Origin of the sequence: Pseudoalteromonas sp. S1727 (assembly GCF_005886375.1) — a bacterium.
Taxonomy (GTDB): Bacteria; Pseudomonadota; Gammaproteobacteria; order Enterobacterales; family Alteromonadaceae; genus Pseudoalteromonas; species Pseudoalteromonas haloplanktis.
In genome coordinates this window covers 12,705-28,488 of record NZ_PNDT01000109.1, presented here as the reverse complement: position 1 = coordinate 28,488, position 15,784 = coordinate 12,705, and the positions used below count along the sequence as shown (strand labels likewise).

Here is a 15,784-nt window from a genome sequence, read left to right as displayed (position 1 = left end):
CCCCTCAAGCAAAAGGATAATATCCAACATGAAAGCCAACCTGCACAGCTAAAGCCATTTGGTGGTAATGACATCAAACATACAATTCCCTTTGCCTTGCTAGATTACATTGAATTAGTGGACTGGAGTGGTCGTCACATAGATCCAAAGAAAAAAGGGCAAACCACACAGTCCCTAAAGCGCTGCTTACTTTGAATATAGAAGAAGCGCAATGGCTTGAATCCGTAAAGCGATTTAGACATCAATATTCAAATTTTGCTGGCAGTAAACAACGATTAAAGCAGCATGCGGCAACCAACGATGTCAAATGGTATAAAGGGGTAGGTTAGCACTAAGTTTATCTAGTAATTGAAAAATAATCTCACCTATAAAGTATCCGTCTAGCAAAACTTTACTCTGCTGTTTAACACCATACCCAAAAATGTAAAACTTATAAATCAACAAATGAAGAAATTGATAGTGTATAAATGCAGGGGGATTAGTCGTTCCTTAGGAGGTTTTTGATGTTAGACGATAAATAAAATATGCCTGTCCATTTATCTAGTCCGTCCATTTATCTACTCTTACTTGCTGCACTTCAAAAAAATTAAATCACACCAAGTCTTCTTACTATATTTCAATGAAATAGAAGTAACCGATTGAATCAAAGTAGGAACTCGGCTATGGTTAATGCATCAATAAAAAAATAAATTAAACGAGCCGTTCTGCAAACTCGTTAGAGTAACATGGAGTAGTAGTTAATGGATGGGACCCTAATTAAAGAAAAAATAGTATTAGTTGTGTGTTGGCTCATAGGGTTTCTATTCTTAATTATCGGTATCTATGATTTCATTTTTAATGATCTTTCATGGTTAGACTTAACTAGTACAATAGCTGTATTTTTAATTTTGGTCGGTACAGGGCTTGCGCCGAAAATCTATTTTACTCCATTTAAGCAGATTTTTTCTCCAGCATTTAAACTTCAGGCATTGGTTGATCCTAGAATACAGCAAGGGGTATTATCTAGCGGGTTAATACTAGCGTTAGTTTGTATGGTTTGGGGTTGGTTGCTCTGATACATATGCGTCTTAACTTTGCCAACAAGAATTAATATACCTTTTGAAAGTCTTACTCACTCCCAGTCAACTCTAAACAGACATGTTTACTTTGGCTATAGCTAAGGTTGTTAGCAATTTAGTCAACAGTACACAAATTTGGCAGCTTACTTAAGTCTTTGATAAAAAATAAATCTCTAAATTATATTTGTTGCTTAAAACCCCTTCCAAGTTACTCAACTTTTTACAAGCATTTTGTTTAAACACATAACAAAGTTTGATCGACTATTAAGCTTTACTTTACATTGGTTGTTAATCTTTTCTGGTTTATCTGGAGCTTTGTTGTTACTGCAAAACTCACTTGAAGTTTTCGGTGAATAGCAAATTGTTCAAAACGACTTCTTCACAGGTCGTGTAATTGAAATAGACGGCGGTATACGTTTATAACGACCGGAGAGTTCTAAGTAAAAATCAACTTTGTGCTAATGGGTTCTGTAAGCTATAAGTACAATAACTTAGAAAAAGGATTAATGTATGAATAATATTAAAATATTTATATTTAGTTGTTGTACTTGTTTATTTCTGTTTATAGGTTCTGCTTTTGCTAAAACTCAGCCGAATGTCTTGATGATTATGGTTGATAACTTAGGATATGGCGAGCTGGGTGTTTATGGCGGTGGTTCTTTACGTGGTGCACCAACACCCAATATAGATACACTTGCTGCACAGGGGCTTAGGTTAACTAATTTTAATGTTGAACCACAATGTACGCCAAGTCGTTCAGCTTTGATGACCGGTCGGCACCCAATCCGTTCAGGAACCACAAAAGTTGTTTGGGGTATGTTATATGGTTTAACTCAATGGGAGCAAACGTTACCTGAACTGCTTTCAGAGCAAGGATATTCTACGGGAATGTTTGGTAAATGGCATTTGGGTGATACCGATGGCCGTTTTCCGACAAACCAAGGCTTTGATGAGTGGTACGGTATTGCAAATACTACCGATGAGTCGCAATATAGTTCTCAATATAAGTATGATGGGAAAGTGGGCCTTAAGCCTGTAGTGCAGGAAGCTAAGCGTAATAAAACCCCGACGGACATAGCCCCTTATGACTTAGATATGCGTCGACAAATTGATACAGACTTAACTGCTAAAGCAATCGACTTTATGACACGTCAAGTTAAGGCTGACAAACCATTTTTTGCCTATGTTCCTTTAACACAAGTTCATTTACCGACATTACCACACCCTGATTTTATTGGTGTAACTGGCAATGGTGACTTTGCAGATTCAGTTGTTGAAATGGATCACCACGTTGGTGAGATGGTCGCAGCGCTTGAAAAGCTTGGTGTAACTGATAACACCATTGTTATTTTTGCTAGTGATAATGGGCCAGAAGAAGTTGCAGCATATCATGGTACTTCGGGTTATTGGCGTGGTCACTACTTTACAGCGCTTGAAGGGTCGTTACGTGCGCCATTTATTGTTCGTTGGCCAAATAAGATAAAGTCAGGCACTGTTAGTAATGAAATCATTCATATGACTGACTTGTTACCAACATTTGCTAAAATTATGGACTTTGACTTACCTGATGATCGTATTATTGATGGGGTAGTTCAAACTGGAGTATTGTTTAACGAAAATGGTAAAAGTGCTCGAGAAGGTTTTCCTGTATACAACGGTGATGAAATGTATGCATACAAATGGCGTGATTGGAAAATTCATTTTATAGAGCTAAATAGTATGTTTGGTACGCCTAAAAAATTAAATGTGCCTCATATTTATAACCTGACCAAAGATCCAAAAGAGAGTTATAACATTGCTCCGGATAGTACTTGGGTATTACCAGTGGTCATGAAAAAAGTAATAGAGTTTAATAAAACTTTAGTTAAAGAGCCGCCTATTAAGCTAGGTACACCGGATCCATATAAGCCAAAAGGCTAATATGAAACTAAAAGCCATAGAATCAATTATAAAACGGCTGATTGTATGATTGGCCGTTTTTATTTTAAACTGAGTTTGTGTAGAGAGTCGCAAAGAAATCCGCAATTTTTATATCAATGAAAAGCAATCTGCCTTATTCGCTTTCACATCATGCAAAAAACATCGACACACGGGGAAAAACTATGATCACCGTAGAGAGTGGCTTATAGAGTGAATAAAAACGACTCATTACTTCATTTTTTGAAAAAGAAGTAGTAAAGATCACTGTATAGCTGGTTACAGAAAATTGTGGGAAGCCGCCGTAGCCAATGGGTTTGATTGCAGTAAAGGTCGTGTGCAGCGTTTATTACAAAGCGTAGCATGCACGTAAACCAGATGGAAATAGCCTATTGTTTCATTCAGACCAAGGGAGTTAATATCTAGCAAAAGAAATGATAGCGTGGTTGAACAAACGAGATGTAACGATAAGCATGTCTAGAAAAATAAATTGCTGGGATAATGCGTGCTCAGAAAGTTTCTTTGCTCAGTATAAAAAAGAATGGATGAGCAATCAGTGAGAATGCATAGAGCGTTAGGCAATGTGAGCCCCATGTAATATGAATCAATAAATTAAACCCCGTGTCTACTTTTTTAGCGGGGTCAGATCATATCGTTTACAGCTTTGCCTTCAACTGCTTTTAAAACCAATTCTAAAACCGCCCCAGTGTTTCCCATTTACATAAATGGGTACTGATAGGTCATGTAAAATCTCGCCGGTATCTCGTTTGTAGGTCTGTAATAAAAAGCTTTCGGTGTGGCTGCCGCAGCGGCTGCCTGTAGCATCGTTAAAAATACGCTTAGTGCGGTTATTCACTAAATCTTGTTGGTAGTTACCGGTTAGTGGCTGGCTGTAGCGTTTATTGTGAGTAGGGAAGTAACCTTTTTTGTCTACGGCACCGGCAAACAGGATTTGCTTATTTTCAAGAATGGGTTCTTGAATTGGTGGTAAAATTTTATCGGTTAAGCTGTCGTAGTCGGTGCTGTATTTAGTCGGGTTTGTATTAGGTATTTCTTTATAATCTTGAGAAAACAGCTGCTGTTCACTCAGTTGTGATGTTGCCAGTAACTCTGTAAATTTCGCCGAAATGGCTGAACTTGCTGCTAATGCGACGTTTAAAATCGGTTGAAAGAATGCATCGTGGTCAACTTTATTAAGCTCTCTAAAAATAGTTTCAGATCCGAGTGATAAGTTAGACGCTTGATCTGAGATTGAGGTACTTTTTGTCGCCACTTCTGCGAGTAGGTGGCTAATGCTCCCAACCGAGGTGTTGATTTGTGCGGTTGCTTGTTGAAAAGCACTGACCGCGTGCTGCATGTTTTCAAGTGTTGAAGATGATTCACTAATATCATGGTTGATTGCTAAAAATGATTGAGTGACGTTTTCGAGTTCTTGTTTAACTGACTCACTGCGTGTTGATACTTGCTTCATATCGTCATTTGTTTGCAGGCTATTGGTATTTATTTCAGTTAGCATATCAGCAATTTGTTTCGTTGCTTGATTGGTTTTATTGGCAAGATTCCTAACTTCATCAGCAACAACAGCAAAACCTCTGCCTTGCTCGCCAGCGCGAGCCGCCTCAATTGCTGCATTAAGAGCGAGTAGGTTAGTTTGCTCGGCAATGGTTTGAATTACTTGGGTAATACTTTGAATATCTGTGGCACTTTGTAAAAGTAGGTCAAGTTGGTTTGCAACTTTATCAATGGAGCTTGATAACGAGTCTATTTGCTCTGTGGCCAATTGCAGGCGTTGATCTGCAGAGGTCGAGGCTTTTGCCGTTTGGATCATTGCTTGGTTAACGGTGGTTATATTGTTTGTCAGCTCGCTACTGTTGTGAGATAAGGCTTGTGTTGCTTGGTTTACAGATTCACTTTCGCTATAACAGCCATCAATTTCTTTGGCTAAACTGTCAACATAGAATGCAACTTCTGCCGCACCGATGGCGTTTTTCGACGTTGCCTTAGTGATATTATCAGCAACCTTAGTAATAACTGCATGCTGATCAGGTTCAGGCTTAACTTGAGCTTTTTTAGCAAAAACTTTCTCCCTAAAAAACATCAGTGCGCTTAGTGCGGTTAACAGTAGCGCGCTAACTAGGGTCAGCTGTGCAAGAAAGTACAGTACAGCAATAATGAAATAGATTAATGTATAAAACAGTAAGTTTAAATTCATGCCATTGGCCTTTTTTTATTGTAATTTTTAGTTTTGAATATAAAACAAACTAAATCAATTATTAAAAGGTCTTATATGGGCACAAATTCCTATTAAAAAAGCCAACCCTAGGGCTGGCTTTTTTAGTAATCTCTATAGCAATAATCTATATTAGTAATGAGCATCAACTCATTTTAGTAAGTTGCACTGCCTTTAGTACGTGGAAAGGCGATTACGTCACGTACGTTGCCCATACCAGTAACATAAGCAACTAAACGTTCGAAACCTAGGCCAAAACCAGAATGAGGCACTGAACCATATTTACGTAGGTCGCGGTACCAGCTGTAGTCTTCTTTGTTTAAGCCCATTTCGTCTAAACGCGCATCAAGTACATCAAGGCGTTCTTCACGTTGCGAACCACCAATGATTTCGCCAATACCTGGTGCTACAACATCCATTGCAGCAACGGTTTTACCGTCTTCATTCTGGCGCATGTAGAATGCTTTAATATCGCGCGGATAGTTTTTAATAACTACTGGTGCTTTAAAGTGTTCTTCAGCTAAATAGCGCTCGTGCTCAGATTGTAAATCTACACCCCATTCAACGGCGTATTCAAATTTCTTACCACAGCTTTTAAGAATTTCAACCGCGTCTGTGTAATCAACTTGGGCAAAATCTTTCTCAACAAATTCTTCAAGGCGGGTAATAGCCGTTTTTTCAACGCGTTGCGCAAAAAATTCCATATCATCACGGCGTTCTTCAAGTACCGCTTTGAATACGTACTTAAGCATGTTTTCAGCTAATTTGGCGATATCTTCTAGATCAGCGAAAGCCACTTCAGGCTCTACCATCCAAAATTCAGCTAGGTGGCGTGATGTGTTTGAGTTTTCAGCACGGAAAGTTGGACCAAAAGTATAAATTTTTGACATCGCTGAAGCGTAAGTTTCACCGTTTAACTGACCTGATACAGTAAGGAACGCTTCTTTACCGAAGAAATCTTCGCTGTAATCAATCTCGCCTTTATCTGTACGTGGTAGGTTTTGCATATCTAACGTTGATACGCGGAACATTTCACCTGCACCTTCACAGTCACTTGCAGTGATAATAGGGGTACTGATCCAGTAATAACCTTGCTCATGGTAAAAGCGGTGAATAGCTTGCGCTAAACAGTTACGTACACGTGTTACTGCACCAATCATGTTAGTACGTGGGCGAAGGTGAGCGTGTTCACGTAAATACTCAATGCTGTGGCGCTTAGCCGACATTGGGTATGAATCTGGGTTTTCTACCCAGCCAAGCACTTGTACGCTGTTTGCTTGAATTTCATATGATTGACCTTGACCTGCTGATTGTACTAAAACACCAGTAACTGACACCGAGCAACCAGCGGTTAGGCGAGTAACTTCATCATAATTATTAAGTGAATTAGGGACTACCGCCTGAATAGGATCAAAACACGAACCGTCATGAACGGCTAAAAATGAAATTCCTGCTTTTGAATCGCGGCGTGTACGGATCCAGCCTTTAATTGTTACTTGGCTGTCTACCGCAACCTTGCCTTTTAATAGCTCTGAAATCGCTAAGTGGCTCATCTTCACTCCAATGATATAAGTTGCCTACATTAATATGTGCGCCATTGCACTTGAACGGTGTATCTTACCTTTGAATGTAAAATAAAAAAACATTCAAAGGTAACTCTTTGCTTATTCTTTTGCATTTTTGTGATTTTTTGTCGTTTAAAACCTGTAACTTTAAATTTTCGTGATAAAAAATCACTGAGATCATAATTTAAAGGTGATTTTCACTGCGATCAAAATGGATTTTGTGGCATTATGTCAAATTACGGTATTTAAATTAACTTGCTAAATATATAGGTATTATGAAACAAGTCTTTATTTTACGTGGTTTACCAGGGTGCGGTAAGTCTTATTATGCGCAAAGCCTAGCGGATGAAATGGTCGCAGGCGATCAAAGCCAATACTTAATTTGTTCGACTGATGATTATTTTTATAATGAACAAGGTGACTATCAATTTGATAAGTTTAAATTGTCGCAATACCACAACTTGAATTTAGCTCGTTTTATAAATGCGTTGGCGCAAGATATCCCACTGGTCATTGTTGATAACACCAATATAAAAAAATGGGAATTCATAGCTTATAGCCAAGCTGCGATAGCTCTGGGTTACCAAGTTAAAGAGGTAATAGTGGGTGAGGTTAAAGATAAATCAATGCAGCATTTGTACGCCAAACGTAATAGCCACAACATACCACTCAAAATGATCAGCAAAATGGCTTACATGTTTGAGTGGTAACACGCTCACACTCTCGTAGGCTAAAAACCAGCAAAGTTTGAAAGCGCGCTATATTACTCATCTTTAGTAATGCTTAGCGGCGATTGCGGTATAAATCGCATCTGCCAACAAGGTTATATCCGCTTTGCTGCTAATATAGGGTGGCATTAAATAGATAAGCCGACCAAATGGACGGATCCAGACATTTTGACTAATGAAGAAAGCTTGGATTTTGGCAACATCGATTACACAATCAAGCTCTACCACGGCAATTGCACCAAGTGTTCTGACATTAACAACCTGTTCCAGCTCATTACAACGGTGTAATACTTGCAGAGCATCATTTAAATGGGCTATTTGCGCTTGCCAATCTTGTTCCATTAATAAATCAATACTTGCACAGGCCACTGCACAGGCGAGAGGGTTCCCCATAAAAGTCGGGCCATGCATTAATACACCGGCTTCACCTTCACTAATACCAATGGCTATTTTATCTGTGGTTAAGGTGGCAGATAAGGTCATCATTCCGCCTGTCAGCGCTTTGCCTATACATAAAATATCAGGCTCTATCTCTGCGTGTTCAACAGCAAATAATTTACCAGTACGGCCAAAGCCTGTGGCTATTTCGTCACAAATTAATAAAACATCATATTGCGTACACAATGCTCGCACGGTTTTTAAATATTCGGGGTGATAAAAATTCATGCCACCGGCATTTTGCACAATTGGCTCAATAATAAACGCGGCGATGTGTTGATGGTGCTGCGCAAAGCGCTGAGCAAGCTCATCTGCTTCATGTTGATCAAACGTTTCACCAAACTGGCTTTGCGGCGCGGGCACAAACACATGCTCTGGTAAAAAGCCTTGGTATAGCGAGTGCATTGAGTTAATAGGGTCACAAACACTCATGGCCGCAAAAGTATCACCATGGTAGCCCTTTAACGGCGTCATTAGTTTTTGCTTAGTCGTGATCCCTTGGCTAAGCCAATACTGCAACGCCATTTTGATTGCCACCTCAACACACACTGAACCGCTATCTGCTAAAAACACTTTTTGAAGTTGACTTGGTGTGATTGCAATAAGCTTTTTACACAGCTCTACAGCAGGTGCGTGGGTGAGTCCGCCAAACATTACATGACTCATTTTATCTACTTGCTCAATCGCGGCATTTTTTAATACCGGGTGGCCGTAGCCATGAATGGCACTCCACCAAGAAGCCATTCCATCAATTAGTATTTCGCCTGTAGCTAAGAAAATACGATTGTCTTGTGTGTGACTAACAGGGTACACAGGCAAAGGCTGAGTCATTGATGTGTAGGGGTGCCAGATGTGTTGGCGATCAAAATCAAGGTCTACTGAGTGTTTTTTATTCATTGGTAAACTTAATGTCGTTTGAGTTCGTTGACAATGTTACGCCAAGTCGTAGACTAAGCCAATATCACCGTCATGAAAAATAAAAAGAGAGAATTATGGAGTTTGCAGCTGTTCGCCACGATTGGACACATAAAGAAGTAAAAGCCTTATTTGAAATGCCGTTTAACGATTTATTATTTAAAGCGGCATCTGTGCATCGTGCTAACTTTAATCCTAACGAAGTGCAAATATCTACGTTACTATCAATTAAAACAGGCGCTTGCCCTGAAGACTGTAAATACTGTCCGCAATCAGGCCATTATAAAACAGATCTAGAGCGTGAGCGTCTCCTTGAAGTAGAAAAAGTGGTTGAACAAGCGCGTTTAGCAAAACAAAAAGGCGCAACTCGCTTTTGTATGGGGGCTGCGTGGTCAGATCCTAAAGACAGAGATATGCCTTATATTTCGCAGATGGTTAAAGAAGTTAAAGAGCTGGGTCTTGAAACCTGTATGACATTAGGCATGCTGGATAATCAAAAAGCCCATGCACTTCGAGAGGCCGGGCTTGATTATTACAACCATAACCTTGATACCTCGCCAGAATATTATCAACAAATCATCACAACTCGTACCTTTCAAGATCGTTTAGACACCATTGGTAATGTACGTGATGCGGGTATGAAAGTATGCTCGGGCGGTATTGTTGGTATGGGTGAGCAAGCAGCCGACCGTTTTGGTTTATTAATGCAATTGGCTAATTTACCGCAACAACCTGAAAGTGTGCCAATAAATATGTTAGTGAAAGTTAAAGGCACGCCACTGGAAAATGTCGATGACTTAGATCACTTTGAGTTTATTCGTACTATAGCCGTTGCGCGTATTATGATGCCACATAGCTATGTTCGTTTATCAGCAGGACGAACTGCAATGAATGAACAAATGCAATCAATGTGTTTTTTTGCTGGTGCTAATTCAATTTTCTATGGTGATAAATTGCTAACCACTGAAAACCCAGAAGCTGATGCTGATATGAACTTAATTAAAAAGTTAGGCATGAATCCTGAAAAACGTCATGACTACTCAGATGAAGCCTATGAAGCATCGTTATCGTCTGCGGTGGCAGATAAAGCAACTTCAGAGCTGTTTTACGAAGCATAATGGCATTTTCATATTTACAAGCGCATCTTCAAACTCGCCGCGAAGATGCGTTACTTCGTCAGCGCCATTTAATTACTCACGCTACGGCTCGTGAAATCACGGTTGCGGGTAAACACTATCTAAATTTTGCCAGTAATGATTATTTAGGGTTTGCTGAACAACCGTCTAGTTTGCTACATACACAAGCATTGGGAAGTCATAGCTCGCCGCTTGTAACAGGTTATCAACAGAGTCAGTATCAATTAGAGCGTTATCTGTGTGAGCAGCTTGGCTATCAAAGTGCCTTGCTGTTTAATAGTGGTTTTAGTGCTAATAGCAGCGTGCTGAAAGCGTTGTTTCAAGATAAGGCGACAGCACAAAATAGTGCTATTTTTCAAGATAAACTCAACCATGCCAGTTTAATTGATGGTGCTTTACACTCTCAGGCCGCCATGGTTCGCTTTAACCATAATGATACTCGGCATTTAACCTCACGTTTAGAAAAATCAACAGCGAAAAATAAGTTGATCATCAGCGAAGGGGTATTTTCGATGGATGGCGATCATGCACCCATTGCAACACTGCGCGATATAGCGAACAGTTATAATGCCTGGCTTATGATAGACGATGCGCATGGCTTTGGCGTATTAGGTGAAAACGGTCTGGGAAGTTGTGAGCAAATTAAACCAGAGCTTCTGGTGATCACCTTTGGTAAGGCTGTTGCAAGTAGTGGGGCGTGTGTATTAGCCAGCAAAGAGGTGATTGATTACCTTTTACAATTTAATCGTGATTATATTTATTCAACGGGGATGTCGCCATTAGTAGCCGAGATGACATTAACGCGGCTACAGCAAATAAGATCAGAAACAGGATCGCAGAAGCGCCAACAATTAGCCGATAACATTAGCTACTTTAAATTATTGGCAACTCAACATAGTCTTGCTGTGATGCCTTCAACCAGTGCTATCCAGCCAATTGTGCTAGGTTGTGCTGAGCACACTTTAGCTGTCGCAAACACACTTAAGGAGGCGGGAATTTGGCTTACGGCGATCCGCCCACCAACCGTGCCATTTAACACCTCGCGTTTACGTATCACCTTAACTGCAGCACATACTAAAGCGGATATTGAGTGCTTGATCGCTGCTTTGGTGAATGCACTATGATGGCTGTATCGATACCTGTTGTTGTTAATCAACAGCAACAAAAAAAGCACACTGCAGATAAATTTTCGAAAGCAGTGGTTGCTTACGCAGAACATGCGAATGTGCAAAAACGTGCTGCTACGGCGCTGTTAAAAAAAATAGCCAATGTTGAAAGTAATCACCCAATGGGTGAAGTGTGCATAGATATTGGGGCAGGACCAGGTGTTAATATCAGCCAACTTAAGCAACATTTTGCTCAGGTTTATGCTGTTGACCTCAGTTTTGAAATGCTCAAACTAGCGAAGAACTCAACTGCGTCATTATGTGCTGATATGGATGCGTTACCATTACTAAGCAACAGTGTCGATGTCATATTCAGTAATTTTGCCGTACAATGGTCGAGTAATTTAGCTGAGCTGTTACAAGAGCTTAACCGAACGCTCAAACAAAAAGGGCGGGTTTACTTAAGTTGCGTGGTTGATGGTTCACTGGCTGAAATAGCCACTGCATTTGCAAAAGTAGATCAACAAAGTCATGTTAACTCGTTTCATAGCGTTGCTCAGTTAAAAAAATACAGTGCTAAAGCTGGGTTCATAATTAATAGTTGTGATCAGGTGTGTTATCAAGATGCGTATCAATCGCCAATGGCTGCACTGCGTTCATTAAAAGCGATTGGAGCAACTAATCAATTGGGAACACAGAAACGTCAAGGGTTATTAACGCGTCATGCGTTACAGCAAGTGTGTGCAGCTTACCCATTAACAGATAAGCAAGCCATGGTGAGTTATCAGGTTGTTTTAATGGAATTAACCAAAGTATGAATGAATTTTTTGTCACAGGCACTGATACCGATGCCGGTAAAACTCACGTTAGTTGTTTATTATTAAAATTATTAGCGCAACATAAAAAACGCGCGTTAGGCTTTAAGCCCCTAGCCGCAGGTGCAGAATATGCCTTTGGCGAATTGGTTAATGAGGATGCATTGGCGTTAATGGAAAGTGCCAGTGTTTCTGCATTCTATAAAGAAGTTAATCCGTTTGTTTTTGCCCCACCAATTGCCCCTCATATTGCCGCAGCAAAGGTAAATGAGCTACTTTCAGTTGAAAAAATTAGCCAAACATATAGTCAGTTAAAGCAAAAAGACACTGACTATATACTTACCGAAGGCGCTGGTGGCTGGGCATTACCAATAAACGACGATGAGTATTTGTATGATTGGGTAAAAGCACAGCAGTTACCTGTAATATTAGTGGTGGGTATGAAATTGGGTTGCTTAAACCATGCATTCTTAACCGCGGCACATATGCGTGCTTTAGGCGTTAATTGTGTAGGCTGGGTTGCTAACGAAGTTGATCCTAACATGGCTGAGTACGACGCTAATCTTAAATCATTGCAACAACGCCTGCCTTTTCCGCTATTAGCGATAAGCCCATACAGTACTGGCACACCTAAACTAAAAATTTATCAAACTTTGCTTGATATTTTAAAGCTGCGCCCATAGTTATTGAAAATGGATAGTTGACATAGTTTGTCATTATTTCACTAAAAATGATTGCTTTTTAAATGGCTCAGTTTACTATCTGACTATTCTCAGATTTATAATTTTATTAAGTAACGGTTTTAAATATTATTTTTTAACTAGGTCGTTACTTAATACAATTGAAGTTACACTGAGGAAATTATGAAACGTGTTGTGTTGTTTTTACTTACTAACTTAGCCGTTATGCTTGTTTTAGGCATAGTGTTATCTATTTTAATGAGTGTGTTTGGCATTAGTAATCGCAGTTTAGGCGGGATATTAATGATTGCCACAGTATTTGGTTTTGGTGGCTCTTTTATATCTTTATTTATGTCAAAATGGATGGCGAAAAAATCCACGGGTGCGTATGTTATCGAGCAACCGCGTAACGAAACGGAACATTGGTTAGTAAATACAGTTGCTGCGCAGGCTAAAAAAGCTGGTATTGCCATGCCAGAAGTGGCGATCTACGACAGCCCTGAAATGAATGCGTTTGCAACAGGGCCAAGTAAAAATAATTCATTAGTTGCAGTAAGCTCTGGTTTATTACAACACATGGATCAAGATCAAGCTGAAGCGGTGCTGGCCCATGAGGTTTCACATGTTGCTAATGGTGATATGGTGACGCTTACATTGATCCAAGGTGTAGTGAACACCTTTGTCATTTTTATCGCAAAAGTACTTGCCGGAATCGTTGGCAATTTTATCAATAGTGACGAAGAAGAGGGTGGCAGCAGTTGGACTTATTTCTTGTTTGATATGATATTCCAAGTTCTATTTGGTGTATTAGCAAGCGTTATTGTTGCTTATTATAGTCGTAAACGTGAATTTGCAGCTGATGCAGGTGCCGCACATTTAGTGGGTGCACAAAAAATGCGTTCCGCACTTGAACGACTTAAACAGAATCACCCTTCACAGTTAGAGGGATCAATGATGGCGTTTGGTATTGCAAGCGGTAAAGGGGTTGCTGAGTTATTTTCATCGCATCCACCGTTAGACGATAGAATTAACGCTCTACGTTGATCAAGTTTAAACAAAAAAAGCCAGCAAAATGCTGGCTTTTTTTGTGATGCAAATTTACTAATTATTATCTAGTTACAGCCTTTTTGAATTGGTTGTGTTGTTACATTCACAACAAAGTCATTGTAGTCTTTGCCATTTTGATCTTCCCAATATTGTTTATTACCATATTTTTTATAGGAAGTTTTAAGATTGTTGGATTTGCCATCAACGGCTAACACATAAGTGATTGAGTCACTTGCCTTAACATCGTAATAGCCGGCAGCGCCACGTTCATCTAATAGCTTAATATATTGGTTGTTTACCTTAATACCCCAGTCATTATTATAAGCTGAATTTTCAGATATAAATGTATACTGGATGCGTGTGTAATCTTCAGGCACACATTGAGCGTCATCATTTAAAATCTCAGCAGGTAATGAGTTAGAACCGATAACATTAAGCTGTGCAACGGTGTTGATAGTAAATGTTTTAGTTTCACTGTATTCATCGTTATCGACTGTTGGAATTGTTATCGTGGCTGTTGTTTCACCCGCGGGGATAGTCACGGTTTGATCTGAAAAACTGTAATCGCTGTGAGTGGCCGTTCCAACCGTTGTTGATACATAGATTTCACTGTCTTGCTCATAACTATTACTCAGTTTAAGTTGATAAGATAGTGCGTTACCTTCATCAACTGAGTCTGCAATGGCTGTTAAAGTAAAACTTGGGATATCAGATACAGTACAAACAGGAGCGGCATAACATGCTACTGACTCATTAAAGTTTGTGGCAAGGTCGTTGATACGCACTGGAAAATCAGCAACATGGCAGGTATTACCGGTGTTTTTATTTACTTTATATACCTGAGATTTATTAGAGTGCCCAAGATCAGTTAAGATCGTACGGCTTAATAAAATATCGCCTTGTTGATCAAGTGCAGCACCTGTTACGGTTGTTAAGTTGTGATCAGACAATTTTGTTGCAGCTAAATTATTAACATCAACAGAGTATAAAGACGTGCTGGTTACTAAAATTAGTTCGCCATTTTTAAACACCATATCGCCACGCCAAATACCTTGGTCATTTTCAAGGCCTGATATTTCGCCTAGTAATACCGTTTCTGCGGTATCAGGAGCAATGCTATACAACTTGTTTTTATACGAACCGAGTAAGCGATTATTTTGTTGATCAAACACTAAACGATACATGTTGCTAGTTCTACCAACTTCAACATGTTCGTTGGTGTCTAAATCAACATAGGCTAATTTAATATATTTAAATTTACTGCCACTAATAGGTAATGATTTTAATTCAGTAGAGTTAAAGTTTAGGTGTTCTACGTCAACTTGGTATTCCATTGGACGTGGAGCAGAAATATAATACAAGCGATTCGTGTCTGTTACATGGGCAAGTGCAGAAGAACTGTACTTTGCTCGCGAATGTGCTTGAGTTTGTTGTGTGTACTCATCGAGTTTAAATACAATACCGGTGTCACCACGGCCTGCATTTATACCATAGAGTTGTCCTGTACATTGATTTGCTTGCGCAACTTGCAAAGATGAAAGGAGAGCGACAGCAACTGTCGTCATTTTTAGTGCTGATTTCATAGTGTGTAGCCTTAAACTAACGTCCATCGATACAGCTATAGTTAGTTTGAGGTAATTACAGTATGGTTTATAGCTGGTCTATCCTTAATCCCAAAACTGTATTGCTTAATTCCTATAAGCCGAGCGCATCCGTTATTAACCTCAAGGTATGGAGTAATTATCCTAATGCTTGGCTGCAAAATCAACAGATGCGCTCAATGAGTTGCAATTTAGACACAAAATGCTGGCAAAAATGCAACCGATATTAAGACTAAAGAATTGCTTTTGTTTCTGATTTAGGTGTTTTTTGTGGTGTGTTGTTCGCGTGCAAGTTGATTAGGTAGGAGTTGCTCTATTATTTCACGTGCTGATAATGTGTAACGCACACCATCAAACATAACAGATGTAAACTCATCAATGCTGGTGATACCCGTTAAAGTCCACCCTTCACCACGTTCAGGGCAATAAACAGTTGTTGTAGGTTGTATTACTTTAAATTCATCGCTCATAAATTGATTGCTGTGTTATTAACTTGTATGCACGGTATCTTAAGGCAATAATAGTGTGCTTTAAAGCTGTAACTTAAT

General features: G+C 39.5%; 13 protein-coding genes and 2 pseudogenes. 10 read left to right on the top strand and 5 right to left on the bottom strand.

Annotation, left to right across the window (positions count from 1 at the left end; translation table 11 throughout):
- The 4 genes and pseudogenes from CWB85_RS19115 to CWB85_RS22840 form a co-directional block, all read left to right on the top strand.
- Positions 1-329: pseudogene (locus CWB85_RS19115) on the top strand (alpha-amylase family glycosyl hydrolase); the annotation flags it as partial.
- Between the two features lie 411 nt (positions 330-740).
- On the top strand, positions 741-1,055 hold the full coding sequence (locus tag CWB85_RS19110) for a hypothetical protein (protein ID WP_016709700.1): 315 nt from the start codon (positions 741-743) through the stop codon (positions 1,053-1,055).
- A gap of 513 nt (positions 1,056-1,568) precedes the next feature.
- The gene (locus CWB85_RS19105; protein ID WP_138555737.1) at positions 1,569-2,978 is read left to right on the top strand and encodes an arylsulfatase; all 1,410 of its coding nucleotides are present in this window, start codon (positions 1,569-1,571) and stop codon (positions 2,976-2,978) included.
- 365 nt (positions 2,979-3,343) lie between these two features.
- Positions 3,344-3,529: pseudogene (locus CWB85_RS22840) on the top strand (IS3-like element ISSse1 family transposase); the annotation flags it as partial.
- 116 nt (positions 3,530-3,645) lie between these two features.
- On the opposite strand, the gene CWB85_RS19100 reads toward CWB85_RS22840, so the two are convergent.
- Together CWB85_RS19100 and asnS are read right to left on the bottom strand one after the other, a co-directional pair.
- Positions 3,646-5,187 carry a methyl-accepting chemotaxis protein gene (locus CWB85_RS19100; RefSeq protein WP_016709702.1) on the bottom strand — a complete coding sequence of 514 codons (1,542 nt, stop codon included), beginning with the start codon at positions 5,185-5,187 and terminating at the stop codon, positions 3,646-3,648.
- 173 nt (positions 5,188-5,360) lie between these two features.
- A complete protein-coding gene (gene asnS / locus CWB85_RS19095; RefSeq protein ID WP_016709703.1) occupies positions 5,361-6,758 on the bottom strand; it encodes an asparagine--tRNA ligase in 1,398 nt (465 codons plus the stop codon).
- 287 nt (positions 6,759-7,045) lie between these two features.
- Here asnS and CWB85_RS19090 point away from each other — a divergent pair, with 287 nt between their 5' ends.
- Positions 7,046-7,480, top strand: coding sequence for an AAA family ATPase (locus CWB85_RS19090; RefSeq protein WP_016709704.1), 435 nt, complete (start codon positions 7,046-7,048; stop codon positions 7,478-7,480).
- Positions 7,481-7,543: 63 nt separating this feature from the next.
- Here the strand turns inward: CWB85_RS19090 and bioA are convergent, their stop codons facing one another.
- A complete protein-coding gene (bioA, locus tag CWB85_RS19085) occupies positions 7,544-8,833 on the bottom strand; it encodes an adenosylmethionine--8-amino-7-oxononanoate transaminase (RefSeq protein ID WP_138555736.1) in 1,290 nt (429 codons plus the stop codon).
- Positions 8,834-8,928: 95 nt separating this feature from the next.
- Here bioA and bioB point away from each other — a divergent pair, with 95 nt between their 5' ends.
- From bioB to htpX, 5 genes are all read left to right on the top strand, one after another.
- Positions 8,929-9,969 carry a biotin synthase BioB gene (gene bioB / locus CWB85_RS19080; protein WP_138555735.1) on the top strand — a complete coding sequence of 347 codons (1,041 nt, stop codon included), beginning with the start codon at positions 8,929-8,931 and terminating at the stop codon, positions 9,967-9,969.
- Entirely contained in the window at positions 9,969-11,111 is a 1,143-nt protein-coding gene (locus tag CWB85_RS19075; RefSeq protein WP_138555734.1) for an 8-amino-7-oxononanoate synthase, read from the top strand. Before bioB ends, CWB85_RS19075 begins: the two co-directional genes overlap by 1 nt.
- Positions 11,108-11,911 carry a methyltransferase domain-containing protein gene (locus tag CWB85_RS19070; RefSeq protein ID WP_138555733.1) on the top strand — a complete coding sequence of 268 codons (804 nt, stop codon included), beginning with the start codon at positions 11,108-11,110 and terminating at the stop codon, positions 11,909-11,911. The genes CWB85_RS19075 and CWB85_RS19070 overlap by 4 nt, the downstream gene beginning before the upstream one ends.
- A complete protein-coding gene (bioD, locus tag CWB85_RS19065; protein ID WP_138555732.1) occupies positions 11,908-12,591 on the top strand; it encodes a dethiobiotin synthase in 684 nt (227 codons plus the stop codon). Before CWB85_RS19070 ends, bioD begins: the two co-directional genes overlap by 4 nt.
- Positions 12,592-12,771: 180 nt before the next feature.
- Positions 12,772-13,632 (top strand): protease HtpX, encoded by an 861-nt coding sequence (gene htpX / locus CWB85_RS19060; protein ID WP_138555731.1) that lies wholly within the window; start codon positions 12,772-12,774, stop codon positions 13,630-13,632.
- A gap of 68 nt (positions 13,633-13,700) precedes the next feature.
- Here the strand turns inward: htpX and CWB85_RS19055 are convergent, their stop codons facing one another.
- A complete protein-coding gene (locus CWB85_RS19055; protein WP_138555730.1) occupies positions 13,701-15,218 on the bottom strand; it encodes a hemolysin in 1,518 nt (505 codons plus the stop codon).
- A 275-nt stretch (positions 15,219-15,493) separates the two neighbouring features.
- Positions 15,494-15,706, bottom strand: coding sequence for a hypothetical protein (locus CWB85_RS19050; RefSeq protein WP_016709713.1), 213 nt, complete (start codon positions 15,704-15,706; stop codon positions 15,494-15,496).
- Between the last annotated feature and the right edge of the window lie 78 nt (positions 15,707-15,784).